The organism is Gordonia sp. CNJ-863 (assembly GCF_001942325.1).
Classification (GTDB): Bacteria; Actinomycetota; Actinomycetes; order Mycobacteriales; family Mycobacteriaceae; genus Gordonia; species Gordonia alkanivorans.
Genome location: NZ_MKKG01000008.1, coordinates 1 through 26,027, shown reverse-complemented (window position 1 = coordinate 26,027; position 26,027 = coordinate 1). Strand labels below are relative to the sequence as shown.

Genomic DNA, 26,027 nt, shown 5'->3' with positions numbered 1-26,027 from the left:
TGTCGTCCGTCGCTCTCCGGGGCGAACGAACGCTCGGCCGGGCATGGTGGAACCGGCGGTCGCTGTGGAAGAATCCGACGCCATGACATCGATGAAGCTGGGCATGCCGATCAACTACGCGGGCGACTTCCGCGAGACCATCAACAATCTCGCCGACTTCGAGGCTGCGGGTGTGGAGCGGATCGCGGTGCCGGAGGCCTACAGCTTCGACGCGGTCTCCCAGCTCGGCTTCATCGCCGCGAAGACCGAGAAGATGGAACTGCAGACGGCGATCCTGCCCATGTACTCGCGCACCCCGACCAATCTCGCGATGACCGCGGCCGGCCTCGACTACATCAGTGGCGGCCGCGCGGTGCTCGGCATCGGGGCGTCGGGACCGCAGGTCATCGAGGGCTTCCACGGCGTGAAGTACGACTACCCGCTGGGCCGCGCGCGCGAGCACGCGGAGATCTGTCGCATGGTGTGGCGCCGCGAGAAGCTGAACTACCAGGGCAAGCACTACACCCTGCCGCTCGACGAGGAGCACGGCGGTTCGGGACTCGGTAAGTCGCTCAAGATCATCAACCATCCGGTCCGCGAGAACATCCCGCTGCTGTTGGCCGCCATCGGGCCGAAAAACATCGAGCTGGCCGCGGAGATGTTCGACGAGCTCCAGCCGATCCTGTTCCACCCGGAGCAGATCGACGCCGCATTCGGCGAGTCCCTGGCCGCAGGCAGGGCCAAGCGCGACCCGTCGCTGGGCGAGCTCGGCATCGTCGTGCAGGCCACCGCGCGGGTCTCCGATGACCCGGAGCAGATCAACAACGCCAAGGAACTCGTCCGCCACCACGCCGCGCTCTACATCGGCGGCATGGGTGCCCGCGGCAAGAACTTCTACAACCAGCTCGCCATCCGGTACGGCTACGTCGACGAGGCGAAGCTCATCCAGGACCTCTACCTCGACGGCAAGAAGGTCGAGGCCGCCGCGGCCGTCCCCGAGGAGCTGGTGAACGCCATGTCGCTCATCGGTTCCAAGTCTCAGGTCGCCGAGCGCGTCGCCGCGTTCCGTGCGGCCGGAGTCACCTGCATCCTGGCCTCGCCGACCGCGCCCACGCACAAGGAACGGGTCGCCGAGGTCGAGGCGTTGCGCGACATCTTCAACGACTGATCGCCTGTCCCGCGAGAGGGTCTCAGGCATATCCCGGTACGGCGGCCTTTCCGAGGCCGCCGTTCTGGTATGCGTAGACCGACGCGCCATCTCCCGGACGAACGCGCACTTCTTCTGCCTGACGCCGACCCGGCGTGAAAGAGAGTGCCCGAATTTTCGAGGCTGATGCGAATCGCCGGGGGCAGCGTATTCCGCATCGGGCGGTCGAAACACTCGCGAGTCGCCGAACCCGTTCCGATCGACCATGGGGAGACGGGTACGAGGGTGTCCCTCGCGCGGAGGACAGACTTCCGCCCGATTTTCGCAACAGTTCGCAGTGCATACGAGAAAGTGAATTAAGCGAGATAGCGAACCCCATTCCGTTCGCTCGCCTGATTGCCGGCCGAACGATTCGGCGGTATTCGCCGGCCGCCGATTTGATACGGGTGCCCCCGAGTTGTGAGGCGCCAACCCGTCCCATAGGCTCTTGGTATCCGCGCGGCGCTGAACGGTATTCGCCCAGGGTTAGGCGGCTGCTGGAGACGACGGCACCGAACGTAAACCGGTGTGCCGCGCGGTTACGGCCGGTTCTGGCGTACAGATGACAGCAGTCGGACTTGACGAGGACGGCGCGTGGTGAGTGGTGAGGCAGGGCGTTGAATTCCACCGTGTTGAATTCCGGCATGTCGAATCCATTGACGCATAATTCGGCGTCGAGGAGGGTTTCTTCCGGAAGGGGACTCATTCACACCACGACTTTCCCGCGACCCGCATCCTATTTCGAGAATTCGGGATCTGCTGATTCGTTTTCGTGGGTTCGTGATTGTGTGATTTCGGTGGTGGGGCCACACCGTGGGTCGGGGGGATCAGACGGTCGGCGTGCCCCATGAGTTCCTGGTCCCACGGACCGGGTGAGCGCCAGGCGGGTCGACGATGAGCGACCCGAACCCGCAGCGCGAGACTCCCATTGCCGGCGTCGCCCGCCGCTTCCGGCTCAGTGCCGCGCAACGAGCCCTGTGGTTCACCCAGCAGGCGGCACCAGATGTGCCGATCAACGTCGCGCAGTACGTCGAGATCGACGGGCCGATCGACGTCGAACTCTTCCTGCGCGTGACGAGCGAGGTGGTGCGTCGCGCCCAGTTCACGCAGCTGAGGTTCGAGGACACCGACGACGGGCTGGTGGGCGTCTACGACCCGTCGCTGCACTACTGGGCCGACGTCGTCGATCTTCGGGATCGCCCGGACCCGCGGGCGGCCGCCGAGGCGATCATGCGCGAAGACTGTGCGCGACCGCTGGACCCCCGGGTCGACCGCACCGCCCGCGGCTGTCTCTTCCGACTCGGCGACGAGAAGTTCTTCGTCTACAACCGCGGCCACCACCTGCTCTCGGACGGGGTGGGCGGCAAGGACCGCATGGTCGAGGCGATCGCCGCCTATCACGCCGCGGTGACCGGCGGCACGCCTCCGGCCGTCAAACCGGTGGACCTCGATCTGCCTGCGCGCGCCGACGACGAGTACCGCGCATCGCGACGCTTCGACACCGACCGGAGTCACTGGCGACAGGCCATGGCCGGGGTGGGGATCCCCGCATCCCTCGCGCACCGGCGCGGGGAACCGGAAGCCGTCTCGCGACGGATCGTCGCACCGGTCGACACCGAGACGATGGGCCTTCTCCGGCATGCGGCCGAGCAGCATTCGACGATCCTGCCGAACGTCCTCGTCGCCGCGTTCTCGGCCTACCTGGCCCGGGCCGCCGCCGACGGCGACGAGGTGATCTTCCAGTTCCCGGTCGCCGCCCGGACCACCGCAGCGCTCCGGTCGACGCCGCTGCCCGTCTCGAATGTGGTTCCGTTGCGTACCGGCGTCGCGGGGGAGGCGTCGGTCGCCGATGCGCTGGCCACCACACAGGCGGCACTCCTCGGCGCGCTGCGGCACCAGCGTTACCGCGGCGAGGACATCTGGGCCGATGTCGCCGCCGACGAGACCAGCGGACGCGTACGGCGCACCGCGGCGCAGGAGCGGTCCGGTCCGATGCTCAATCTCATGCTCTTCCAGCGCGAATTCCCCTGCGGAGAGGCGCACGGCACCTTCCACATCCTCACGGTCGGCCCCGCCGAGGATCTGACGATCAACATCGTCCCGGTCGCCGGCGACGACCGGGACTCGGTGCTGATGATCGGGGTGGAGGCCAACCCCAATCGCTACGACGACGCCGAGGTCGCCGAGCATCATCGACAGTTCCTCGCGATGCTGCGCACCTTCGCCGATGCCCTTCTGCAGGCGCCGGACACCCGCATCGACGATCTCCCGCTCGCAGACCCGGTGGCGGTGGTCCGCGGCGCGGCCCTCGGATCCGCGCCGGCCACCGTGCCCGAGGCGCTCGCCGTCGCGACCGCGCGTCACGCGCACGGGCCGGTGATCGACGAGCCCCGCACCCGACCGATCACGTTCGACCGGTTACACGGCCGCGCAGTGGATCTCGCCACCCGACTCCGAACCGCCGGCGCGGCTCCGGGGACCGCGGTGGGTATCGCGTTGCCGCCGGGCGTCGACCGGCTGACCGCGTGGTGGGCGGTCGGGGTGAGTGGTGCCGCACTCGTCCTGCTCGATCCGATCGCGCCGCGTGCGGCCGTCGCGACGCTGCCGGTGAGCGCACGTCCCGCGCTCGTCATCGCCGCACAGTCCGAGGACGCCCCGGCGTCGGACTCGGGTCCGCGCCTCCTGACACTCACGGACCTCCATGGGCTCGAGGCTTCCGCAGCGCCGGTCCGTCCACCCGAATCCGAGGACATCGCTTGCCATCTCGCGATCACGGAATCCGATTCCGGGGTCGGCACGACCGTTGCGGTGCCCCAGCGCGCGGTGGCCGCGCTGATCGCCACCGGACTGTTCGACGACCGGTCGACCGATCTCGAGTACGGCCGCCTCCTCTTCGACGCTGCCGCCGGGTCGTCGGCCGCCCATCTGGAGATCATCGCGGCGGCCGCGCACGGTCTGCGGCTCGTCGTGCCCGGTGCGGACACCGCGTCGGTCACGCACGTGATCGCGACGCCGGGAGATGTCCCGGCGCTCAGCAAGCAGGGGCCGATGACCTCGCTCCTGGTGGCGGGGGAGGACATCGCGCCGGCCGCTCTGGTGCGTCTGGCCTTCGGTCGAGAGGTGTCGGCGCCGTACTGTCCGCGCGGCGCGTTCGGTCCGGTGACGGCGAACCGGCGGATCGCCCCCGACGCCGCCGTCGACCACCGATTGCCCAGTGGTACACCGCGTCCCGGCACCGAGATCGCCGTTCTGGACCGCTGGCTGCGACCGGTTCCGGCCGGGATCACGGGCGACGTCTATGTGACCGGTCCGCAGGTGATCCGGGGCGTCGCCGACGACCCGGTCGGCACCGCGGCCACCCTCGTGGCGTGCCCGTGGGACCGGGGAGCACGGATGCTGCACACCGGCGACCGCGGCCACTTCGACCCGGGCACTGCCATGTTGGTGATCGACCACCGCGCAGGCGATGTGGTGACCCTCGGCGGCGTGCGGATCGATCTCGCGGCGCTCGACCGGGCGGCGGGACAGGTCGCCGGTGTCGGGTACGCGGTCACAGTGGTGACCTCGGGCGGACTCGACGTCGGCGTCGTCTGCGACACCGACGACGCCGACCACCAGCGTGTCCGGGCCGCTGTCCGGCGCCGGGTGGACGGCGAGGTGCCCGCATCGACCCGACCCCGCCGCGTGGTGATCCTCGACGAGTTGCCGACCGATTTGACCGGCAACGTGGACCGGCATGCGGCGGCCGGACTGATCGCGGAGGTACGCGAGACACCGGCAACGTATCGGCCGCCGGTGACGGCCACCGAGGTGGCGGTCGCCGACGCGGTGACCGAGGTGCTGGGCGTATCGCGTCCGTCGATGGACGACGAACTCGTCCGATTGGGCGCCACCTCACTGGGATTCATGCAGCTCGGTACCCACCTCGGCAGCAGGTTGCGCGTGGTGGTCGACATGCGCGACCTGGCGGCGGTGACGACACTCGGCGAGCTCGCCGCGGTCGTCGACGCAGCCGTCCCGAGGCGGACGACATCCACCGGCGGGGTCGTCTCCTATCGGCCGACCCGCGCCCAGCAGGAGATCTGGTTGCTCAACCGCGCCGACCCTCGTGCGACGGTGTATCACCTGCCCGTGCGTCTCACGCTCGCCGAACACATCTCCGCCGACGCTGCTCGAGCCGCCCTGGTCGACGTGGCCACCCGGCACGAGGCACTGCGGACCGTGTACCCGGAGGTAGACGGGGAGCCGGTCGCACGGGTTCGCGGCCGGGCCGAATCTGCCGCTGCCGCACCGATCACCAGCGCGACCCTGAACCCGGCGGGCGTCGATCTCGCCGTGTCGGCGCCGTTCGACCTGCGGACCGGAGTCCCGTGGCGAGCGGTACTCGACGAGACCCGCGAGGCCGTCGAACTGGTTCTCGTCGCCCATCACATCGCCGTCGACGAATGGTCGCTGCACATCGTGCTGGAGGACTTCGCCCACGCCGTCCGTGCGCGTGCGGCCGGTGCGGAACCCGTCTGGGAGACCGAAGCGGTCGCGTTCAGTGAGGTCCTGGAAGCACGACCATCCGGCCCTGCGACTGCGACGGCGACCACAACTGCGAACAGGGCTGCTGCAGAGGTTTTCTGGACCCGGTTCCTCCGCGATGCCCCGGAACGTCTCGCACTGCCCGAACCCCCGGTGGGCGATCCCGCGGCGTCCGGGCTCACCGCCGGACCCGCGGTCCACACGAGCCGCCGGATCGATCGTGCGGTCACCGATGCCGCGTCCGCGCGGGCGCGAGAGAGCGGCACCACCGTCAACACGCTTCTGTGCGTGGCCCTCTCGGCAACCCTCGCCGAGTTCACCGACTCCGACGACGTCGTGCTGTCGATGCCGGTGTCCGGCCGGTTCACCAGTGAGGAACTCCGCCCCGTCGGCATGTTCGTCGAGACGGTGCCGGTGCGGGTGGCCGGTGCTCGCCAGACCCCGATCGCCGAAGCGCTCGCGGGCGCCGGCCGCGATCTCGGCACGGCCGTCACGTTCGCCGACACCGGACCGACCGGACTGTCCGACGTCATCTTCGCCTACCATGCGACGGCACCCGATCTCGTCGCCTCGACGGTCTTCGCCGGCGGGGAGACGTTGCGCACCGGCGAGGCGCGAACCGCGTTGGAATTCACCGTGATCGACGACGGGAACGGGCTGTCCGTCACTCTGACGATCGCCGAGCACCGAGTCGACGTGGCGTCGGCCGGTCGGCTGCTCGACAGGTTCGTCGAGGCCGTTGCGGCTCTGGGCGCCTCGGCACCGGACACGTTGATCGCCGAATGCCTGTCGCCGGGGCCGGTCGCCGATCCGGGCACCCGCCGGACCGCCTGCGTCGACCCCGTTCGCGCCCTTCTCCGCCACGCCTCCGCAGCCCCCGAGGCGACCGCGGTCATCGCCGGTGAGGAGACGCTCGACTATCGCACTCTCGTGGACCGGGCGCGCGCGCTGGCGGCGCACCTGCGGGAGTTCGGGGTGCGGCCCGGCGACCGCGTGGCACTGCTCATGGACCGACGCGCGGACACCGTGGTGGCGATCGTCGGGACCCTCCTCGCCGACGCGGTCTATGTTCCGATCGATCCGGACCATCCGCAGGCGCGCATCGACCTGATCCTGGCCGGGACCGCCCCGGCCGCGATCGTCGACAGCCGTCTCCAGGTGACGGCCGGGGTGGGTCATCAACGCGCGCAGACGATGCCGGGCGCGCGTATGTCATCCACACCTCCGGTTCCACCGGCCTGCCGAAGGCCGTGGTGGTGACCCGGCAGAACGTGGCCGCGTTGATGGGGGCGGGCCTCGACCTCATCGACGCCTCCCCGCGGGACGTCTGGGCCTGGGTGCACTCGTACGCCTTCGACTTCTCGGTGTGGGAGATCCTCGGTGCGTTGGCATCCGGCGGCAGCGTCGTCGTGGTGGACCATGCGACGGTCCGGGACCCGCGGGCACTCGCCGCGGTGATCGACCGGCACGGGATAACGATCCTGTCGCAGACCCCGACCGCGTTCAGCGGGATCGTCGACCTGGCGACGACCACCAGAGCGGCGGGGGTCCCGGCCCCGCCGGAACTGACGTCACTGCGGGCCGTCGTCTTCGGCGGTGAGACCCTCGCGCCGAACACGTTGGGCGCATGGGCCGCCGAGCATCCCCGCACCCGCCTGGTCAACATGTACGGCATCACCGAGACGACCGTCGTGCTCACCGCCGCCGACGTCGACCTCGACGACGAGCGCAGCATCATCGGCACCCCGTTCGACGGCGTCGGCGCGATGGTGCTGGACCGGCGCCTGCGACCGGTGCCGACCGGTGCGGCCGGCGAACTGTATCTCGCCGGCGAGCAGGTCGCGCTCGGCTACCTCAACGCACCGGGGCTCACCGCGACCCGATTCGTCGCGGACCCGTCGGGTAGCGGTCGACGGATGTACCGCACCGGCGACCGCGTCCGCGAGGTCGCTCCGGGTCGTTTCGCCTACCTCGGCCGCAACGACGACCAGGTCCAGATCCGCGGCCACCGTGTGGAACTCGGTGAGATCGTCTCGACCCTGCGCGCGATACCGGGCGTGGGCGATGCGCGCGTCCTGGTACGACCGGGCCGACGGGCGGGCGACGAGCACCTGCTGGCCTTCGTGACCGAGGACGGCCTCGCCGACTTCGACGTCCTCGACGACCTCGACGAGGCGACGATCCTGGCCGCCTGCGCCGCCCGGCTGCCGGGGCACGCGGTGCCGTCCCGCGTCGCGATCGTCGACGGTTGGCCGATGACCCGGACCGGAAAGATCGACCGGGACAAGCTTTTTGCGAGCATCACCGACACCGCCCCGCCGGTCGGACGGGCGCTCGGTCCGATCGAGGAGACGGTGGCGTCGGCGATCCGTGCGGTCGTCGGTGAAGATGCCGGTCATCTCGGTGCAGACACGAACTTCTTCGCAGCCGGCGGCACCTCGCTCTCGGCGGCACGTCTTGCCGCCACTCTCGCCGGGATGGGCCACCGCATCGAGGTGGCCGATGTCTTCGAGTACCCGACCGTCGCGGAACTGGCGGCGCGGATCGCGGCTGCGGTTACTTCGCCCGTGCTGTCGCGGGTGTCCCTGCTGTCCGATGACCGAGAGATCCCCGCGGATCTTCCGCTCACGCCGGAACAGCTGGACGTCTGGTTGCGGTGGCGAACCGAGCCGGAGTTCACCGGCTACCTCCTGCCGCTGGCGCTGCCGATCGACGCGAGCCCCGCCGATGTGCGACGCGCCCTGGCCGCGATCGTGACCCGGCACGACGCCCTGTGTACCGGGTTCCCGCTGCGCGACGGGGTCCCGGTACAGCATCGATGGGACGACGCCGACGTCCTCGACCATCTGGAACGGCAACTCGGTCTGGAAGTCGACTCGACGCCGGATGTGACCGCCGTCCTCGCCTCGATGGCCACCCCCGTCGACCTCGCCGCCTCGCTTCCGTGGCGGGTACGGATCGTGGAGATCGACGGGTCCAGGTGGCTTGTCGGGGTGATCCACCACATCGCCGCCGACGGCGAATCCTTCGCGATCCTCGCCGGTGATCTCGACACCGCCCTGGCCGGAGCGCCGCTGCCCGCGAGCGTGACGGATTATCGGCGGTACTCGATGTGGCGTGCCGAGACGCTCGAGGCGAGGCGGGCGGAACTGACCGCGTTCTGGCGGACGGCGTTCACCCGACCGGTCGACCAGCTCCGCCTGCCCGAGGTGAATCTGCAGGCGGAAACCGTTGCCCGCGAGGCGGAGACGATCGTGCATCGTGCGCACGGGCAGCTGGACGCGACCGTCACCGCATCGCTCGACGAGCTGACCGTGGCGCGGTCGACGACCCCGTTCATCGCCACCCACACCGCGCTGGCGGCGGTCCTGGCGAGGCAGTCGGGTGCCGGGGTGGTGACCATCGGCACCGCGCTGTCCGGCCGTCTCGACCCGGGCCTCGTCGGTGTGCCCGGCCTGTTCGCGCGTGCGGTGCCACTGCACACGCCGATCGATCCGGCACTGTCCTTCGCCGAACTCCTGGCGCAGGTGACCTCGGTGGACCTGGGCGCCTTCTCCCATGCCGACCTGCCCCTCACCGAGATCTCGGAGATCGCCGATCCCGGTCGTGCCGGTGCCGGAACCCCGTTGTTCGAGGTGTCCTTCGGCGCGGTGCCGGATGCGATCGTCGAGTGGGTGGAGGCCGAGTTCCCGACGGGTGCGGCCGGCAACGCAGCCTCGGGGGTCCTGGGAATCCCGCTCTTCGGCATCGACGTCTCGATGTACCGGCACGGCGGTGCGCTGCACGTGACGATGTCCTGCACCGACGCGGTCGCGACCGCGGACCGTCTGGAAGCGCTGTGCGACCTCGTCGTCGACACCCTGAGACGCGGCGTGCTCTCGCCCGACGAGCCGGTCCTCTCGCTGATGAGCCCGGCGAGCGAGGAGGCGGCGACGCCGGAGCTCGAACCGGAGACCTTCGACACGCTCTTCACGTCGTACGCCGACGCATCCCCGTCCGACGTCGCGATCGTCGATTCCCGCTACCGCGTACCGGGTTTCGGGACCGAGATCTCCGCCCACGACGTCGATCGACTGTCGACCCATCTGGCGCGCGTACTGATCGCGCGGGGTATCGGTGCGGGCGATGTGGTCGTCGAACTGCTCCCGAGATCGGTGTTCGGGATGATCGCGTCCGCCGCGATCGCCCGCGCGGGTGCGGCTTTCGTCAACATCGACCCCGCCGACCCGGCCGAACGCCGGAACCTCATCCTCGATCGGTGCCGACCGACGGTGGTGCTCGGGCTCGGCGGCATCGACACCGCGGGAACCGACGCGACGGGAATCGGTGTCGAGGTGCTCGCGCTCGACGAGTTGTTCGCCGAACTGCCCCCGGTGGTGCCGACCTTCGACGAGGCGGAGCGGGTGCGGGCGGTGACGCCGGACGACGTCGCCTACATCACCTTCACCTCCGGGACGACCGGTGTGCCGAAGGGGGTCGCGGTCACGCATCGTGGCCTGGCCGGGTGGGCCCGCGACACCGTCGGACGGCTGGGGCTGACCTCCGCCGACCGTGTGTTGCACACGTACGCAACCGGTTTCGACGCGCACCTGATGGGAGTCCTGCCGCCGCGCATCGCCGGCGCGACGGCGATCATGTGTCCGCCGGATGTCGTCGCCGCCGACGAACTCGCCGACCTCGTCCACGACGCCGGGGTGACCGTTCTCCTCACCACCCCGTCGGTGCTGGCCACCCTGCGCCCCGGCGACCTGCCGCACGTCCGGCACGTCGCCGTGGGCGGCGAACCGCTCGGCGCGGGACTCATCCGTGACTGGACCCGCACCGCAACCCTCAGCAACGAATACGGTCCGACCGAGGCGACCGTCGCGGTGAGCAGTGCGCGCTACACCGATTCCGTGTCGGGTGCCGTCCACATCGGCCGCCCGCTCGACGGTGTGACCATGGCTGTGCTAGACCCGATGCTGCGTCCTGTTCCGGACCACACCGTGGGTGAGCTGTACCTCTCCGGAAACTGCCTGGCACGTGGGTATCTCGACGACCCGCGCACGACCGCGGTCGCCTTCGTCGCCGGTCCGCACGGCAAGCGCATGTACCGCACCGGAGATCTGGTCCATCGGCGAGCTGACGGCACCTTCGTGATCCACGGCCGGACCGACGACCAGGTCAAGATCCGTGGCGTGCGCCTCGAACCGGCCGAGATCGATGCGGCGCTGTCCCGGCTGCCCGGCATCGCAACCTCGGTGACCGCGGCCCGCGTCACCGCAGCGGGCGAGAAGGTCCTGGTCTCCTGGGTGATCGGCGAGCCCGATACCGGGAACCACACCGACGATCTGGCATCGCAGCTGGCACATGTGCTGCCGCGCACCATGATCCCCAGTACGTTCATCGAGGTCGACGAACTGCCGATCGGCCGCAACGGCAAGATCGACACGGCGTCCCTGCCCGCACCGGACTTCGGCGCGACCGGTGTCCGTGGTTCGGCCGCGGTCGGTCGCGCACCGGCGGGGGAGACGGAACTGCTCATCGCGTCGGTGTGGGCGGAGATCCTCGGCCGCCCCGTCGAGAGCTTCGACGCCGATTCGGATTTCTTCGCCGACGGCGGCACCTCGCTGTCGGCCACGCAGGTCACCTCCAGGCTTTCCGCGTCCACCGGGGCCGACGTCGCGGCCCGTCTGCTGTTCGAGTCGCGGACGCTCGGCGAACTGGCTCGCCGCATCGACGACCTGATCTCACCGACCTCCGAACCCGTTGCGGCACTGTCGCCGGCGCCGGCGCCGGCGCGACTCCCTGTTCCCGATCCGTTGCCACTGGCATACCCGCAGCGGCGCATGTGGATTCACCATCATTTCGACCCGACCTCGACCGCCTACCACGTGCCCGTGGTGATGCGGATCCGCGGTCGCGTCGATCTCGCCCGGCTTCGCAAGGCCGTCGACGAGGTCGTGGGCGCGCACGCGGTGCTCCGCACGGTGTACCCGGATTCGCCGGCCGGACCGGTCCAACGGCTGATCGAACACCGCAGCCCGGTGCTGGCCCACCGCCGCGTCGAGGTCGGCGACGAGAACGTCGAGACCGCGCTGCGGCGGGAGGTCACAGAGTACCTGCGAGCGCCGTTCGACCTCGAGAACGAGCCCGGATTCCGCGCGGCGGTCTTCGAGGTGGACACCTCAGACGCCCCCACCCACGATCCCGACCTCTACCTCGCGGCGGTGCTCCATCACATCGCCATCGACGGCTGGTCCATCCGCGTGCTGCTGGCCGACCTGATGCGGGCCTACGACGGCGAGCGATTGGCGGTGGCAGCCGACGAGGCGTTCACGTACGCCGACTTCACCCAGTGGCAGATCGCACGTCTCGGTGACGCCGCCGACCGGAACAGCGTCGTCGCCCACCAGATCCGTTACTGGACGGCGACTCTCGCCGATGCCCCGCAACCGGTCCGGTTGCCCGGCCATCGCGACTCCGATGCGGTGGGCGTCACCGGTCGGATCGGTGCCTCCGTGCCGGCCCTCGCGATCCATCAGACCGCCAAGGCGTTGTCTGCCACGGTCTTCCAGGTCGCGCACGCCGCTCTCTCGGCGACCCTCGGTCAGCTGACGGGGCAGTGGGATGTCCTGGTCGGCGTGCCGGTACACGGACGCTCCGCCCCCGAATGGGAGTCGGTGGTGGGCATGTTCGTCAACACCGTCGCGTTGCGCACCCGACTCCGGCCGGACACACCGGTTCGTGAGGCCGTGCAGCAGGTCCGCGACGTCGCACTGGCAGCGCTGGCCCACGGCGACGTCCCCTACGAAGACGTCGTGCGGGCGGTCCGGCCTGCGGCCCGCCACGGCGGCGATCCGCTGATCTCGGTGTTGCTCGTCAGTCAGGAGGTCGTGCCCCAGGCGTCGGGCGAGGTGGCCCTGGCCGGTGCGGTGGCCTCCCTGGTCACCGAGGCGACCTCGACCGTCGACGCGAAGTACGACATCGAGGTGGTCCTCGCCGAGAGCGACGACGAACTGCACGTCACCCTGGTGCATTCCGGCCGGATCCCGGACGGTGTGGCGCAGGAGCTGCTCGACGATTACACGACCCTGTTGTGCGATCTGCCCGCTGTGGGGGAACCGTTCCCGCTCGTCGCCTCGACATCAGTTGCGCCCGTGGCCGGGACCCCCGGACGCGACACCGACGAATCACATTCGAAAACAGGAGAACCCGCCGATCCCGAACTCGTCTCGCAGGTCGGGGCGATCATGGCCGAGGTGCTCGAGGTCCCGGAGAACGCGGTCGCGCAATCCGCCGACTTCTTCGCTCTCGGCGGTACCTCGCTGTCCGCCACCAGGGTGACCTCGGCCCTGGGGCGTCACCTCGGCATCCGGGTGCCCACGCGGGTCCTGTTCGAGCACCCGACACCCGCTGCGCTCGCCGTCGCGGTGTCCCGGATGGCCGTCGACGTTGCGCATGACCCTGTCGACGTACCGGATCACACCGTCCACCTTCCGGACGACCGGTTCACGGAGATCCCACTCGCACCGACGCAACGCCGCATGTGGGTGGGCGCGCAGATGTTGGGCCAGGTCCCGATCTACTCGGTTCCCGTCGTCGTCGGTGTCCCGCCCGGACTCACGACGGCCGAGGTGATCGCCGCACTGGACGCCCTCGTCGACCGGCACACCGCGCTGCGCACCCGCTACCTGGCCACGCCCGACGGTCCGCGGCAGCGAGTCGTCGACGGATGGCGGCCGCCGGTACGGCACCTCGACTCGACCGCGCTCACCGGCACGGCCATCGCCGATGAGTTCTCCACTCCCTTCGATCTCGCCGGGGAACCACCCGTGCGAAGCTGGCTGCTGACGGAGAACGGCGTCGACACCGCCCCGGTCGCGGCGGTCCTCGTCGCCCACCACATCGCGATGGACGGCGAATCCGCAGCCATCGTCGAACGGGAACTCGCCGCACTCCTGGCCGGCGAGTCCCTGGCCCGGGAACCGGTCGGCTTCGACGTCCTCGCGCGCCGGATGGTCGCCGAGGAGCAGAGCTCACGCGCCGAACTGCACGACTACTGGCGGCAGGCCCTCGATGGTTACCGCGGGGAACTCGACCTCGCCGACCACCGTCCGCCCGACCGCGATCTCCGTACCTCGGTGATCGAGTTCCCGATCGACGAGGCCGTCGCCCGGTCCATCTCGACGGCCGCCCGCCGCGCACAGGCCAGCGACTTCCATCTCCTGCACGCCGCGACCGCACTAGCCCTCGCGGCGCAGGCGGGCGTCGACGACATCGCCGTGGCGACCCCGGCCTCGATGCGCCGCGACGCGGACAGTGCGGGCACGGTCGGCATGCTGATCTCGACGGTGGTCCTGCGTACGCGACTGACCGCCGGGATGACGGTCGGCGGCCTCATCGAGACCGTCCGCGACACGGACCTCGCCGCTCTCGACCACGCGGCGATCGCCTTCGACGACGTCGTCGCACTCGTCGATCCGCCGCGCATCCCCGGACGTCACCCGCTCGTCCAGGTCGCCTTCTCGGTGGTCGACTCCACCGGCGTCGCGCCAGGTCCCGTCACCGCGGACGCACCGCGTACCGCGATGGATTCGCACAGCGAGTTCGACGTGCACATCGTCGCGGTCCGGTCCGAGGGCAACTGGCGGCTGCAGCTCCATCACGCGCGGGATCTGTTCGACGAGAGCGTGATCCGCGGACTGGGTGAGCGTCTGGTGGCGGCCGTCGCCGCGGTGACCGGCGACCCCGCACGTCGGATCGCCGCCGTCGAACCCCTCACCGCGGCCGAACGCGAATTCCTCAGCGGCCGTGCGCATGCCGCCGTGCCGACCGGGACCGAACCACTGCTCGCCGACCTGTTCACCGGGACGGTGGCCACGCACGGCGATCGGCCGGCGATCACCGACGGCACGCGATCCCTCACCTACCGCGAACTCGACGCCTGGGTGTCGGAGACGGCGCGTGCCCTTCGTGCGCGCGGCCTCGACGCGGGCGACGCGGTTGCGGTGGTCGTCCCACGCTCCATCGAATCGGTGGTCGCCATCTGGGCGGTGAGCCGCATCGGCGGGGTGTGCGTCCCCGTCGACGTCACCTACCCGGCGGCGCGCATCGAGCACGTGGTCGCCGGAGCACGGGCGACGGCGATCGGTCCGGAGGACATCCCCACGCAACCGGTCGAACCCGTCGCCTCGGAGCCGGTTGCACGTGTCTCACCGGACTCCCTGGCGTATGTCATCACGACATCGGGCACCACGGGCACCCCCAACATCGTCGGCGTCACCCATCGCGGCGTGCATCGTGTCGCCGGGCTCGGCGACGTGGAATCCGGCGACCGGGTGGGGATGGCGATCAGCCCTGGATTCGACGCGACGTTCCACGACCTGCTGCTGCCGCTGGCGTCGGGTGCGACGCTCGTGGTCGTCCCGCCCGAGATCGTCGGGGGAAGCGACCTCGCCGACTTCCTCGACCGCACCCGGGTCAGCGTGTTCACCGCGACCCCGTCGGTGATGCGGACGATGCGACCGCAGTCGATCACCTCGTTGCGACTGGTCTACATCGGCGGCGAGGCACTGCCGGCCGACCTCGCGACGGCATGGTCGGAGCGGACGCAGGTCCGCAACATCTACGGCCCGACCGAGACGACGGTGACGGTGTCCACCAGCGCCTACCGTCCGGGCGAGCCGGTACGACTGGGGCATCCGCGGCCCGGGATCGGCGCCGAGGTCCTCGACACCCGACTCCGCCACGTCCCACTCGGCGTGGTGGGCGAGCTCTACGTCAGCGGAACCGGCGTCGCCCGTGGCTATCTCGGCGACCGGGCGCTGACCGCCGCGACCTTCGTCGCCGGGAACGACGGTCGTCGGCGCTACCGGACCGGCGACCTCGTGCGCTGGGATCGCGAGTCCGGCGAGCTGATCTACGTGGGTCGCGCGGACCGCCAGATGAAGATCCGCGGCCAGCGCGTCGAACCCGCCGAGATCGACGCCGTCCTGGTGGGCGCCGGGGCCGACCGATCGGTGACCGTGTTGCGGCCCGGGCCGGCCGGGCCGGCACTCGTCTCCTACGTGGTCTCGCCGGTGTCCGTCGACCACCTCGCCGACGTTTGCCGCGCCCAGCTGCCGCGGCACATGGTGCCCGCCCGGATCGTCGAACTGGCCGAACTGCCGCTGAGTGGCGCGGGCAAGATCGACCAGCGACGACTCCCCGAGCCGACCTGGTCGGAATCGACCCGAGAACCCGAGACCCGCACGGAGACAACCGTTCGCGACGCCTTCCGGACGGTCCTCGGCGAACAGGGCGTCGGCATGGACGACGACTTCTTCGCACTGGGTGGCAACTCCCTGGCCCTGGTACAGCTGCGCGACGAACTCACCCGACGCACCTCCGTCACCGTGGACGTCGCAGACCTCTTCACCCACCGCACGCCGGCCGAGTTGGCCCGCGTCGTCGACGCCGCGTCCACGGGGGAGGGTACCGGCGTCGACCACCGCGTCGTGCCGCTCTCGCGCCCGGATCTCCCTGAATCCGATGCCCCTGAACTCGATGTCCCGGAATCCGGCGTCCCGACGATCTGGTGCGTGCACACCGCCACCGGAATTGTCGAACCGTTCCGCGCCTTCGGCAGGTCGCTGGATTCGGCCGTCGCCTACGGTCTCCAGCTGCCCGAACTGGTCGTGGCCGACCGTGACATGCCCGCGAGCCTCGCCGAGATCGCGGCCATCCACGTCGCGGCGGTCCGCAGGCGTCAGCCGTCCGGGCCCTACCACCTCGTCGGCTGGTCGCTGGGCGGCGTCATCGCGCATGAGATGAGCCGTCAGCTGGTCGACGTCGGGGAGCAGGTCGGCGTGCTGATGGTGCTCGACTCCCGGCCGCCCGGCGACCTGGACGAGGAGGCCGACAAGGAGCTGCTCGGCGAGGATCACCCGCTCCGGGCCGCGGCCGAACGCCACGACCCGCAGGCGCTACGACGATTCGAGGATCGTTCCCGGACCCTCGCCGCCGCGGTGCGGTCCTATGAGCTGGGTCCGGCGCCCGTGGGTAAGGTCATCTACGTTGCCGCCGAGGACAATCCGGACGTCGACAGCTGGGCACGGGCCGTCCGGCACGATGCCGGAACCGGGGCTCCGGCGGTGGAAGTGATCTCCGCCGGAGTCGCACACGCGCAGATGGGCGACCCCGACGTGATGCGTCGGCTGGCCAGGAGAATCGAGGAGGAATGGTGACCGGATCCGACCGGGACGCGACGTCGACGGGATTGTCGATCCTGTTCGTCTGCACGGGCAACATCTGCCGTTCGCCGATCGGCGAACGCGTGCTGACGGGGCTGGCCGACCGAATGCGCGCCGACGGAACAGATCTCGCCGTCACCTCGAGCAGTGCCGGTACCGGCGCGCTGAACGGTCAGCCGATCCACCCGCACTCCGCCGCGGTTCTCGCCGAACACGGTTACGACGCATCGGGTTTCGAGGCTCGATATCTGCGTCCGCCGATGCTGACGCAGGCCGACGTCGTGTTGTGCATGAGTCGCGAGCACCGTGCGGCCGCCCAGCAGATGGCGCCCGCGCGCTGGAAGCGCGTGTTCACCCTCACCGAGTTCGCCGCCCTAGCGGAGACCGGCACCCCGGACCAGAACGGCACCCTCGCCGCGATCATGGGCGGGCGGGGACGCATCGATCCCAACTCGTCGCTCCTCGACATCGTCGACCCGATGGGCCGTCCGCGTGAGGACTTCGACCGGGTGTTCGCCGAGGTCGAACCGAAGGTCGAGACCGTCGCCAACTGGCTGGCGGCACAACACATCACCGAGACGACAGGGGAGACCCGATGATCCGCCGCATCGTCGCAAACCGGGCGGTACAGATCCTGGCTCTGATCGTGCTGCTCGTCGCCGCGGTCGTCGCCTGGCTCGCGTACTCGGCACTGAAGGTGAAGGGTGACCTGGAATCGGTGCGCTCCGATGCCTCCCGGGCCCGGACCCTCATGCTCGACGGCGATCAGGCCGGCGCCTCGCAGGCCGCCGCCGCGGCCGCCGACAGCGCCCAGGCCGCCTCCGACAGGTCCCACGGCATCGTGTGGTCGGCGGTGGCCGCGCTCCCGGGAATCGGATCGCCGCTGAAGTCGGTGCAGCAGATGAGCGACGCCGTCGAGGCGCTGTCCGCCGACGTACTCCTCCCGGCCGCGGATCTCGCGGGCGTGCTGAACCCGGATCAGCTCCGGACCGGGAACACGGTGAACCTCAAACTGTTACGCGAGGCGCAACCCGAGCTCGCCAAGGTCGCCGAACGCTCGACCGAGGTGGCCGATGAGGTCGCGTCGATCACTCCGAGCTGGCTCGGCGTCGTCGCCGATGCGAGAACCCAACTCGCCGAACAGGTCGATGCGGCCGAGTCCACCCTGGTCGCGACCGACATCGCCGCCCAGCTCATCCCGCCGATGCTGGGTTCGGAGGGGCCGCGCAACTACTTCATGGCCTTCCAGACGCCGTCGGAATCCCGCGGAACCGGCGGACTCGTCGGCGGCTTCGGGTTGCTCAACGCGACGGGTGGACGGGTGACGGTTCCCGAGCTCGGCGCCAACTCCGAGTTCCGCGACCCGACGACACCGAAGATCGACCTGGGGCCCGAGTACGACGCGATCTACTCGTACTACAAGCCCTACACCGACTTCCGCAACGGGAACCTCAGCGCACACTTCCCCGACGCCGCGAAGATCTGGCTGGCCAACTGGCAGGCCCAGACCGGCCAGAAGCTCGACGGTGCCATCGCGCTCGACCCGATCGCGCTGAAGTACATACTCGACGTCGTCGGACCGGTGGCGTTACCCGGCGGCGAGAAGATCACCGCCGACAACGTCGTACCGATCACGCTGTCGACCTCGTACCAACGGTTCGCCGACGACAACGGGGCCCGAAAGGCGTACCTGCAGTCCATCTCCCAGGCCGTCGTCAAGAAACTGATCGACTCGGGTGGCAGCACCCGCGACCTGCTCGAGGCTCTCGGACGCGGCGTCCACGAGCGCCGGATCATGGTCTACAGCACCACGCCGGCCGAACAGGAGATCCTCGAGACCACCAAGCTCGGTCACCAGATCTCCGACACCGACTCGCCGTATCTGCAGGTGGCGATCGGCAACGCGTCGGGCAGCAAGCTCGACTACTACCTGCGCCGCGAGATCGACTACACCTCAGGCGATTGCCGCGGCGACACCCGCGAGAGCACGATCAAGGTCACCCTGACCAACACCCTCGACGAGACCACCGGGCTCACCGACTACGTCGCCGGTGGCCTCGGCACCGAACTGTCGGTGGACAAGGGCACCAACCTCGCCAACGTGGAGTTCCTCGCCACCAAGGGGGCGGTGCTCAAGGAAATGACCCTGGGAGACGCGGGCGCCTTCTACGTCGAACAGACCCTGCACGGGCGGCCGTACTACTCGACCCGCGTCGGCATCGCGCCGGGACAGAGCGCCACGATCACGCTGAAGATCGACGAGCCGACCGCCGCGGCGGGCGAGGCCGAGGTCCCGGTGCAGCCGCTGGTCGACGACCCGACCGTCACCGTCGACGTGCCCGCCTGCGGGCCGCGTCAGTAGTAGTACGGGTAGTCGTCCCAGCGCGGATCGCGCTTCTCCAGGAACGCATCCCGGCCTTCGACGGCCTCGTCGGTCATGTAGGCCAGGCGGGTGGCCTCACCGGCGAACACCTGCTGACCCATGAGGCCGTCGTCGGTGAGATTGAACGCGAACTTCAGCATGCGTTGCGCGGTGGGCGATTTGCCGTTGATCTTGCGGGCCCACTCGATGGCGGTGTTCTCCAGCTCGGCGTGCGGGGCGACGCGGTTGACTGCTCCCATGCGGTGCATGGTCTCCGCGTCGTAGGCCTCGCCGAGGAAGAAGATCTCGCGGGCGAACTTCTGGCCGACCTGCTTGGCGAGGTAGGCGCTGCCGTAACCGGCGTCGAACGAGCCCACGTCGGCGTCGGTCTGCTTGAACCGGGCGTGCTCGGCGGAGGCCAGGGTCAGGTCGCACACCACGTGTAGTGAGTGGCCGCCGCCGGCCGCCCATCCGTTGACCACCGCGATGACCACCTTGGGCATGGTGCGGATGAGTCGCTGGACCTCGAGGATGTGGAGTCGTCCGCCCTCGACCTTCACCCGGGCCTCGTCGACGGAGTCGGCGCCCGCGGCCACGACGTCGGTGTCGTGGCTGGTCGCGTACTGGTACCCGGAACGGCCGCGGATGCGCTGGTCGCCGCCGCTGCAGAAGGCCCACCCGCCGTCCTTGGGGCTCGGGCCGTTGCCGGTCAGCAGAATCGTTCCGACGTCGGGGGAGCGGCGGGCGTGGTCGAGCACGCGGTAGAGCTCGTCGACGGTGTGCGGGCGGAAGGCGTTGCGGACCTCCGGACGGTCGAAGGCCACTCGCACGATGCCGTTCTCGCGACCCTCGGCCGCATGCCGGTGGTAGGTGACGTCGGTGAGGTCGGTGAACCCGGGCACCTGGGTCCACTGGGCCGGGTCGAACGGCTGGTCGGCGGTCTTGGTGTCGTCGGTCGCGCTCATGCGCTCAGAGTAGTGATCGCAGACGATCGCGCTCACGGCGGTCCGCCGGGCGCACGGGTGCCGAGGTGGGTCAAATGTCCTGAGGAGTATCCCTTCCGCTTGCACCGTATATGATGCGCGTTTTCAGCAAATTCCCAGTTCGCAATGCTTACATGTACCCATGAACACCTGGGGGTGGATTGTCGTCGGTGTGGTCGGCTGGTGCGTACTGGCCGCCGTCGTCGCCGTGATCGTGGGGCGGGCGGTACGGCTCCGGGACGAAAAGGAGCGTGGGCCGCGTGGCGTTCCCGACTTCGTCCCAGGCACGTCTCACGGACTCGTCCGCCACGGTGGGTGCGTCGACCTCGACTCGCATCGACGCTCCGACCGGAACCGTCCGAGCGACGACGGCTAGCACCAGTCCGTCCCCCGAATCGGTCTTCTTATACGGTTGACCGGTGAGTGAAGCGAACGACCGTGCTGTAGAAACCGTCGAGGAAGACCCGCACGAGGGTGGTTTCCGGCCGCATGCGGCCATCACCACCGAGCGCGGCGGCCCGCGGTACGGCGAGTTCAGCGAGCAGGTTCGCCTGCTGATGGACAATGCGCGCTACGCCTGCCCCGACGACGAGCTCGTCGACGAACTCATCGAGCACCTCACCGCCGTCAATGAACGCCTCGCCAAGGTCCGCATCGACGAGTGGCATTCGCCCGCGGGCACCCGCATCGACCTGCCGTCCCGCGGCAACATCACGCTCCCGCCCTATGAGGTCGTCGAGGCCGCCGAGGACGGTGTCGTCGCCGACCTGGTCTTCCGCGACTTCCACCTCGGCGGTAACGCCGCCGCGCACGGCGGGCACGTCGCCGTCGCCTTCGACGACATCGGTGGCTTCGCCTCGGCCGTGGCGATCCAGCACGTCAGCCGCACCGCCTACCTGAACGTGCAGTACCGCTCGATCACCCCGCTGAACACGACGCTGCGCGTGCGCGCCTGGGCGGACAAGATCGAGGGCCGCAAGGTCTTCATCAAGGGCACCATGCACGACGGTGACCGGTTGTGCGCCGAGATGGACGCCCTGTTCATCAAGCTCAATCCCGGCCAGGCCTAGTCAGGCGGTCGGACCCGGCCCGTCAGGCGGGCAGTCGGGTCAGCCGTGGAGCCGGCGGCTGCGCACGGTCGGCGAGGCCGATCGCGACACCCGCAGCGCGATGGTGACCGCCTCGTCGTCGGCGACCGGGCACAGCTCGTCCATCTCGCGACGCAGACCGGCGAGAGCGTCGCCGTGGTTGCTCGACAGCGAGCGAGCCGTCGCGTCGTCGAGCGCATACAGGAACGCGGGCGTCATGGGGTGTACGGCGTAACCGAGTTGTTCGGCGGCGACCCACAGCTGCTCGGCGACGAGACCGGCCCGTAGGTAGTCCGCCGGTGTCCGTCCCCGCTGGACCAGGAGCAGGATTCCCGAGGCCGAGGTGACCCGTGCCGCCGCGTCGGCGCCCAAAGCGGCACCACCGCCCCACTCGTCGAGCAGCGCCATCACGTCGCCGCGGCGGAGCACGTCGAGCATCCCGGCCATCGCCGGCGGCAGGTCGAGGGAGGCGATGTCGATCCCGGCGCCGTCCGCGGGGTCGGCGGTGAGTTCGGCGAACATCTCGCGGTGTAGCTCGGGGGTCAGGAAGCGCACCCGGTCGGAACGATCGGAGATCGAGGCGAAGGTCGTGATCCGCGCACGGTCGGCGAGCGGCACGAGCCGGGTGATCTCGGTGTCGGCCACATCGGCGAGACGGATCAGATCGTCGTCGCCGAGCGGTGAACCGTCCCCGGGTCCACGCCGGGTGCTCCGCGCCAGCAGGGTACGGAGTTCGCGTTCGTGTTCGGGGGCCTGCACGCCCGCACCGAGGCCCTTGAGTCGCACCCGTCCGAGGATCGTCCGATCGTCCGCGACTACCTCGACGTCGTCCAGCACGCCCCGGCTGGCCGCGGCGACGCGGGCGTTGTGCAGGGCGGCACCCACCGCGACCGCCGAGGCTCGGTGCTCGATGTCGAGCGTCGAGGTGCGAGATCGGTCCAGGGCGATGGTCACGGAGTCGTCGTCGGCGGTGATCCGCCACGGCTGCTGGTTGCCCGCCGACGGGGCACGGGTCGCTGCGTGCGTGATGAGCTCGAGGTCGGACATCTGCTCGACCGGGATCTCACGGCATGCCGACTCGCCGGTCGCGCCGGCGTCGTCGAGAGCGCGGTGGAGGGGATCGGAGAGACCGTCGAGCCAGGTGTCGCGGTCGAAGCGCACCCGTCCCGACGGCAGCGGCCTGCCCTGGACGAGCCGTCGTACCGCGGCGGCGACCGTCGCGCCACCGAGGAGGACGTCGCCGGCCAGCTGGGGCCAGGCCGTGACCGAGTGCCCGAGTTCGATCGCCGATGCGGCCATCGGTGCGGTGACCCGCGCCGGCTCGAGCACCTTGACGGCCAGCGGCGTCAGATGCGCACGGTCCAGACCCACCAGGTCCTCGACGCGGAGATCGCCCGCGAGGCCGTGGAACAGCGGGCGGTCCGGCTCGAGGTCGAAACGCTCCACGTCCAGGGTTCCGCCGTCACTCGTCTCCATCAGCACCGGAATGCCCAGTTCGCGGCAACGTTGCCGGACCAGCACCTTCACATCGAAGGAATCACATTCTTCGACAACGAGGTCGAGGCCGTCGACGAATTCGTCGATGTTCTCCGATGTTATGCCGTCCGGGAACACCGAGGTCGTCAGATAGGGATCGATTTCGGAAATCCTGCGAGAAGCGACCACGGCTTTGTTCGTGTCGATATCCAGCAATGTCGCCGGAATTCGATTCATATTGGTCAGTTCGAGGTCGTCGAAATCGGCCAGGCGCAATTCGCCGGCCAGTCCCTCGAGCGTCAGGGTCAAGGCGATGGCGTGACCCACGCTCAATCCGACGACACCGATGCGCAGTTTCGCCGCGGCATCGAGATCCGCGGCGGTCAGCTTATGCCGGTTGCGGTCCAGTCGAAGGCGACGGAAAGACAGTGGACCGGGGATTTTCACCAGCGATTTCCGCCAGGGAAAGTACGCGAAACGAGGGTTCTCGGTCCGGAGCGCGGGGTCGACCGGAGGGAGGATCTCGTCGAGTGCTCGGGCGGTCTCCGCGGTCATGTCGGCCACGTCGATCGAGTCGTCGTGGACCAGAGAATCGGGGACTTCGGACTCGGAGTAGAGGACGGCGGCGGTGTCCGGCACAGAGGGCATACCTCATCGTGGCTTACTCGACGACGCGTCGCCAACCGGACCGATAGGCGCCGAATCCGGAGGAAAACGTGCTCGTGAGCCTGCATAAAAACGCTCTTGTGGCAACATAACACGCGGGGTCAGGGGAGATCTCGCAATGAATTCCTCCTTTTCGAAAGGCGCAATCCTGCGATGAAAACGATGAAAACTGCCGGTGAGGCGAGGCGAACGGGCGTTCTGCATGCCACCGCCCGAGAGGTGGGGTCGGAGTACACGGTCATCGCGGCCGCGCCCGGCCGTGAGAGGGCGTTGTGGGATCGGTACCTGAACGGGGCGGCCGCATCGTACGAACGGCACGGCTGTGCGGCCGCGCTCGACTACGACGAGGTCTCGACGGGCGCGGGAACGGCACTGTTCTTCGCGGTCCTCGACGACGCCGACCAGGTCCGGGGCGGTCTGCGCGTCCAACCGCGGTTCAGCGCGGCGGCCCAGTCGCATGCGCTCGTCGAGTGGGCCGGACAGCCCGGTCAGGTGCAGCTGGTGAACGCGATCGAGTCGCGACTGGCCGGCGGGATCGTCGAGGTCAAGACGGCCTGGGTGGACGAGAGCTCGCCGATCGCGCGGTCGGTGGCGGGCCAGCTCTCGCGGCTGGGTCTGGTGATCATGGAGATGTCGGGCACCGACCACATGATGGCGACCGCGGCCGACCATGTGCTGCGGCGCTGGCAGTCGGGCGGTGGGCGCGTCGACGAATCCGTGCCGCCGACCCCCTTCCCCGACGAGCGGTATCGCACGCGCCTGATGTGGTGGGACCGTGCACGCATCCGCGAGCACACCTCTCCCGAGACATGGCGTCGAATGCGGATGGAAGCCGACATCCTGCAGACCCCGGGGGCGCCTCAGCTCCTGCCCGGACGTGTCTCCATCTCGACCAAGTCCGCCGGCCGCTGGTAGAAGACCTCGTACAGGCTCGCCGACGGCGGCGAGGCCGGCGGATCCTCGGCGGCGTGGGAGCTCAACGTGCCGTCGTTCCACACGATCGGATCGATCGTGTCGATGACCGTGGTGTCGCGGCCGCTCTCCTTCGCCCGGTAGACGCATTCGTCGGCGCGACCCAGCAGGTTGCCGATGACGTCGTCGGTCGAGTGGGCACTTCCGTTTCGTGAGGACATCAGCGGTGCGCAGACACCACCGACGCTGACCGTCACCGGTGCGGTCGCGGCGACGGCGGCGCGGAGGCGCTCGGCGCAGCGCCAGAGTTCTTCCTGGTCACGGACGACGTGGAAGAGGAGGAACTCCTCGCCCCCGTAGCGGCACACCTCGGAACCGACCGGTGCGTGCTCGCGGATGGCCGCCGCGGCGGAGAGCAGGACGCCGTCGCCGGCGAGGTGCCCGTATTCGTCGTTGATCCGCTTGAAGTGGTCGACGTCGAGCAACAGGATGCCGATCCATCCCGTCGAGGACCGGGCGGCCGACAGCAACTGCGATGCCCGGATGAGAAATCCGCGACGGTTGAGCAGGCCGGTCAACGGGTCGATGCCGCAGAGTCGGGTCTGCTGGTCGAGAACGGCCTCCATCGATTTCCGGAGCGCCACCACGAGGAACACCGGAACGACGATGACCCCGAACATCGCGCCGAAGCTGATCAGGAAGGTGGGAACGGTGTGCGCGAGGGTCGCGAGGACGACCGCGGTGCACGCGCTGGCCAACGCCAGATGAGACAGGATGAGCCGAGGCGAGGCGGTGATCGCGCCGATCGCCGGGATGACGGCCACGATGGCCAGCACCAGGGCCGCGGTCAGGGGATCGGCGAGGATCAGCGACGTGCCGCCGATGCCGGCGATTCCGAGACCGCCGAGGACCGCGAACTGCGGGTCGGTCAGCCGGCGACGCAGAGCGGTGACGGCGAAGATCAGGCGATGAACGTCCAGATGGCCATCAGGAGAACCATCTTGCCGGGCTTGATGGTGTGGGGTGCGAGCAGAGCGATGAGGGGCAGGGGCAATACGCCACCGGTGCTGATCAGCGTTGCCATGGAGCGCGCGTCGTAGCGCCGCATCACATTCCTGATCAAGGCCATACGCCGGGACCGCTTTCCGTCGCTTTGACCGCGCATGCGGTCACGGATACTCCGAACATGGGATTTGCGAAAACAAAATCGTAACCGGAACGAACGAATCCTTCAGTGGCATCGCACCCAGGAGTTGCGACTACCCTACCAGTCGTTTTCTAGCCTTTCTAATTGTTTGCTGAGATCTGAGGAAAAGAGAAAGTGTCGGCGCACACGTCGTCCGATACCGGGACCCCGGAATTCTACGGCCGGGCTGTCGCTCGCGCGTGCCGGCGTGATTGTCGACACCAATCGACGCGGTCGAATTCCTCCGACCGAATCCGCAGTTCTTCGACCGCGACCCGGCGCGGGTCGTGCGCTACAGAACCGCGGGGTCTGCGAGTAAAGTGGCTCTTCCTGATTCAGAGTGCGTCGAGGTGTTGTGCGAGGCCGCCGGAGTGGATGAGTGACCGCAAGATGTAGTGGTTGAGGTTGCGGAAGCCCAACGCGATCCCGCGGAGGTGTTCCAGGCGGCC

The 26,027-nt window shown here is 69.3% G+C and carries 10 protein-coding genes and 1 pseudogene; 7 read left to right on the top strand and 4 right to left on the bottom strand.

Annotation, left to right across the window (positions count from 1 at the left end; genetic code table 11):
• Window positions 1-82 precede the first annotated feature (82 nt).
• The 4 genes and pseudogenes from BJF87_RS04370 (at window position 83) to BJF87_RS04355 (ending at window position 19,267) form a co-directional block, all read left to right on the top strand.
• On the top strand, window positions 83-1,147 hold the full coding sequence (locus BJF87_RS04370; protein WP_075862740.1) for an LLM class F420-dependent oxidoreductase: 1,065 nt from the start codon (window positions 83-85) through the stop codon (window positions 1,145-1,147).
• A gap of 912 nt (window positions 1,148-2,059) precedes the next feature.
• Window positions 2,060-16,899 (top strand): annotated as a pseudogene (locus BJF87_RS04365) (amino acid adenylation domain-containing protein).
• Window positions 16,893-17,504 (top strand): low molecular weight protein-tyrosine-phosphatase, encoded by a 612-nt coding sequence (locus BJF87_RS04360; protein WP_006358188.1) that lies wholly within the window; start codon window positions 16,893-16,895, stop codon window positions 17,502-17,504. The pseudogene BJF87_RS04365 and the gene BJF87_RS04360 overlap by 7 nt, the downstream one beginning before the upstream one ends.
• Entirely contained in the window at window positions 17,501-19,267 is a 1,767-nt protein-coding gene (locus tag BJF87_RS04355) for a DUF4012 domain-containing protein (RefSeq protein WP_006358189.1), read from the top strand. The genes BJF87_RS04360 and BJF87_RS04355 overlap by 4 nt, the downstream gene beginning before the upstream one ends.
• On the opposite strand, the gene BJF87_RS04350 is transcribed toward BJF87_RS04355, so the two are convergent.
• Window positions 19,261-20,232: a 1,4-dihydroxy-2-naphthoyl-CoA synthase gene (locus BJF87_RS04350; protein WP_035753427.1), complete on the bottom strand. Its 972-nt coding sequence runs from the start codon at window positions 20,230-20,232 to the stop codon at window positions 19,261-19,263. The two genes, BJF87_RS04355 and BJF87_RS04350, sit on opposite strands and share 7 nt — an antisense overlap.
• Before the next feature lie 160 nt (window positions 20,233-20,392).
• Between BJF87_RS04350 and BJF87_RS04345 the strand changes: the two genes are divergently transcribed.
• Window positions 20,393-20,626, top strand: coding sequence for a hypothetical protein (locus BJF87_RS04345; RefSeq protein ID WP_187346460.1), 234 nt, complete (start codon window positions 20,393-20,395; stop codon window positions 20,624-20,626).
• Window positions 20,627-20,669: 43 nt separating this feature from the next.
• The gene (locus tag BJF87_RS04340) at window positions 20,670-21,320 is read left to right on the top strand and encodes a PaaI family thioesterase (RefSeq protein WP_006358192.1); all 651 of its coding nucleotides are present in this window, start codon (window positions 20,670-20,672) and stop codon (window positions 21,318-21,320) included.
• A gap of 39 nt (window positions 21,321-21,359) precedes the next feature.
• Here the strand turns inward: BJF87_RS04340 and BJF87_RS04335 are convergent, their stop codons facing one another.
• Window positions 21,360-23,462 (bottom strand): Rv1355c family protein, encoded by a 2,103-nt coding sequence (locus BJF87_RS04335; RefSeq protein WP_006358193.1) that lies wholly within the window; start codon window positions 23,460-23,462, stop codon window positions 21,360-21,362.
• A gap of 171 nt (window positions 23,463-23,633) precedes the next feature.
• Here BJF87_RS04335 and BJF87_RS04330 point away from each other — a divergent pair, with 171 nt between their 5' ends.
• Window positions 23,634-24,395, top strand: a complete 762-nt coding sequence (locus BJF87_RS04330; RefSeq protein ID WP_035753293.1) for a hypothetical protein — start codon at window positions 23,634-23,636, stop codon at window positions 24,393-24,395.
• Here the strand turns inward: BJF87_RS04330 and BJF87_RS04325 are convergent.
• Window positions 24,341-25,228 carry a GGDEF domain-containing protein gene (locus BJF87_RS04325; RefSeq protein WP_262338855.1) on the bottom strand — a complete coding sequence of 296 codons (888 nt, stop codon included), beginning with the start codon at window positions 25,226-25,228 and terminating at the stop codon, window positions 24,341-24,343. The two genes, BJF87_RS04330 and BJF87_RS04325, sit on opposite strands and share 55 nt — an antisense overlap.
• Before the next feature lie 125 nt (window positions 25,229-25,353).
• A complete protein-coding gene (locus BJF87_RS26570) occupies window positions 25,354-25,521 on the bottom strand; it encodes a hypothetical protein (RefSeq protein WP_262338854.1) in 168 nt (55 codons plus the stop codon).
• Between the last annotated feature and the right edge of the window lie 506 nt (window positions 25,522-26,027).

What these genes read in the sequence shown, in the direction of transcription:
- BJF87_RS04370 (WP_075862740.1), top strand. Translation starts at nt 83, where the DNA reads ATGACATCGATGAAGCTGGGCATGCCGATCAACTACGCGGGCGACTTC.
- BJF87_RS04360 (WP_006358188.1), top strand. Translation starts at nt 16,893, where the DNA reads ATGGTGACCGGATCCGACCGGGACGCGACGTCGACGGGATTGTCGATC.
- BJF87_RS04355 (WP_006358189.1), top strand. Translation starts at nt 17,501, where the DNA reads ATGATCCGCCGCATCGTCGCAAACCGGGCGGTACAGATCCTGGCTCTG.
- BJF87_RS04350 (WP_035753427.1), bottom strand. Translation starts at nt 20,232, where the DNA reads ATGAGCGCGACCGACGACACCAAGACCGCCGACCAGCCGTTCGACCCG.
- BJF87_RS04345 (WP_187346460.1), top strand. Translation starts at nt 20,393, where the DNA reads ATGAACACCTGGGGGTGGATTGTCGTCGGTGTGGTCGGCTGGTGCGTA.
- BJF87_RS04335 (WP_006358193.1), bottom strand. Translation starts at nt 23,462, where the DNA reads ATGCCCTCTGTGCCGGACACCGCCGCCGTCCTCTACTCCGAGTCCGAA.
- BJF87_RS04330 (WP_035753293.1), top strand. Translation starts at nt 23,634, where the DNA reads ATGAAAACGATGAAAACTGCCGGTGAGGCGAGGCGAACGGGCGTTCTG.
- BJF87_RS26570 (WP_262338854.1), bottom strand. Translation starts at nt 25,521, where the DNA reads ATGGCCTTGATCAGGAATGTGATGCGGCGCTACGACGCGCGCTCCATG.